General features: G+C 39.8%; 2 protein-coding genes. Both read right to left on the bottom strand.

All coding sequences use genetic code 11. The annotated features are described in order from the left end of the window. On the bottom strand, positions 1-1,364 hold a 1,364-nt coding region (locus tag K322_RS0113475), incomplete at its 3' end, for a hypothetical protein (protein ID WP_035332145.1). 15 nt (positions 1,365-1,379) lie between these two features. Beyond that, positions 1,380-1,961 (bottom strand): hypothetical protein, encoded by a 582-nt coding sequence (locus K322_RS0113470; RefSeq protein WP_026627343.1) that lies wholly within the window; start codon positions 1,959-1,961, stop codon positions 1,380-1,382. Positions 1,962-2,296 lie beyond the last annotated feature (335 nt).

Raw genomic sequence — 2,296 nt, 5'->3', positions numbered from 1 at the left:
ATCGTATACTTGCCTGTTGTTGCATAATTGTGGATCTGTTTATAGATCGTTTGATCCGAAACTATATTTTGAGTGACAGTTGCTGAACCATCTCCGAAATCCCAGACAAGTTTAATCGGCTGATCGGATACAGGTCCCGACATACTTACTTCAACCGTGTATTTAAAATCGTTACTCGTACAGACGAAAGATTTTTCTGTTACCTTGGCTGAAAACCATGACGCGGCAAAAGTTGGTAATCCGACACCTGTTGTCTTCCCTAAAAATCCGGCAGGTAATCTATATACTTTTAAATTATCATATTCATCAGGGTTATCCACTACATAAAGATAATTTTGCGAATACGGGCATATATATATACGTCCGTCAGGCCCCATCTGAGCAGCCGAAACTTCAGTACTTATTCCTAATGAAAATGTTTTAGGAACTACTGTTGCCGGATTGTTCGTCGCTAATAATGCTTCTAGGTCATACACCCTCAAATCTCCCCTTACACAAACCAGATATAAATATTTCATAGATAGCGAAAATTCGACTCCATAAGGACTAGGTAATCCTGTAACCGTTCTAATGTTACTGAATATACCTGTACTCCTATCAAAATCTCCATACATCATCACATTACCTGTATATGTTGCATATACAAAATGCTTACCATCGGGAGTAAACTTGAAATATCCATTTGATGTACTCGCCGAGATAGATGTGGGACATGTTGTTACAACAGGAGATGAACTCACTCCACTGCTACTCACCAGCCAAGCATTCAAATAAGTAGGACTTCCTTTACCCGGTGCAGCAACCCAATAATCTGTCTCATTGGCGTGTTTAATAGAAGTAACACTCTCCCCTGTTGTACCTGAAGGATTGGGAAACCGGATATTCTTCTGACTGGTAACACCACCAAGACCTGCATTCAAACTCATATCTATGATAGAATAAGCTAAATTGCCAGCAGAAGTCATTCCTAGAGACACGGCCATATATTGCGTTGTACTTTCGGGGAAAGGCAGTATAATACCCGATTGCGCGGATGAATTATGCCCTCCCATCCCTGAACCGTTAGCCATTACTGCATTGTTTTTGTTATAAATAGTCATCCCATCTGAGTAAAAAAGGAGATTTCCATCACTGTCCGAAAGGCTGAAGCATCCCTCCAGAGTACTTATGGAAGAGTTAAAGAAAGTTGGTAAATCAGTGAGTGTTGCATTTATTGTACTCCCAATACCTGTTGCCGCTACACTGCGGGTGTCATTCCACGTTAACCCGCAACCATAACCAAATGCCCAATTATAAGTTTCTTTCTGAGCTTTCGCATGCATACAAAGGCCTATCAAAGTAAGTAATAATACTATTCTTCTCATATATCCTTTGTTTTTTTATTTAACGACAAAAACCACATTCATAAAAGTAGCATAGTCCGCCTCCTTCAGTATATCATAGTTAAGCACTCCTGAATCTCCAAGACTATTAATTTTCAATACCGAATCATCATAATAGGTTATATAATAATACAAGTCTGAAGCTGCTGCAAAGTAAGGAATACTGGCAGGAGCACCCGTACTTACTTTGGTCGGAGTATTGAACTGCTTTTTATATTCGGCATACAAATCGAGTGTCTTATTTGTCACTATGTTTGATGCATCAATGGCAATAGAAGGCATATAAAACGATCCCGACTGAGTATCTTTGGCAGACAGGCAAACCCACGATGGAGCGGCTGATGTTCCTGCATTCTGAGAGATACATTTCAGGTCGGTATCATAAACAAGTAAACCCGGTGCAGGAGTTGCAATTGCCAGACGTTGAGCTGTCGTTACACGGGGTATAAGTACTCCCTTGTTCGTACTGACAATATCCAACGCAGCGGAAGCATCAGGAGTCGTAGTGTTTATTCCTACTTGTGCGTGCAGCACAGCCAGGCTGAAAAAGCCTAGAATACATAAATAAATTTTTTTCATTGTTGTTTATATTTCGAGTAATTATGTTCAAAAAAAACAGAAAAGTGCAGACAGTGCACTTTTCTGTGTAAGACAACCAACAGTCATACAAGCTAATGCAAGAATCAGAATGACAACACAACAACAGGGCTGCCTTGCATAAGTCATAAAGTCGGTTTGATAGTAAATTGGTACATGTTTGTTTGAATGTCCGGGTCGCAAACCCTTTATTGGTTATATTCCGAGTAATTTGTGGTAACAAAAAAGGCAGTAAAGTGCATTCTCTGCACCTTACTGCATGATAAAACCGATTGTCGGACAATTTAAATCTGAAAGCAGAATCAGAACGACAACAA

The sequence above is a fragment of the Indolivaga capnocytophagoides DSM 22835 genome (assembly GCF_000426485.1).
Taxonomy (GTDB): Bacteria; Bacteroidota; Bacteroidia; order Bacteroidales; family Dysgonomonadaceae; genus Dysgonomonas_A; species Dysgonomonas_A capnocytophagoides.
This window is presented reverse-complemented; position numbering and strand designations above follow the sequence as displayed.

Bases quoted from the DNA above. Each gene is read 5' to 3' on its own strand.
- K322_RS0113470 (WP_026627343.1), bottom strand. From the start codon at position 1,961: ATGAAAAAAATTTATTTATGTATTCTAGGCTTTTTCAGCCTGGCTGTG.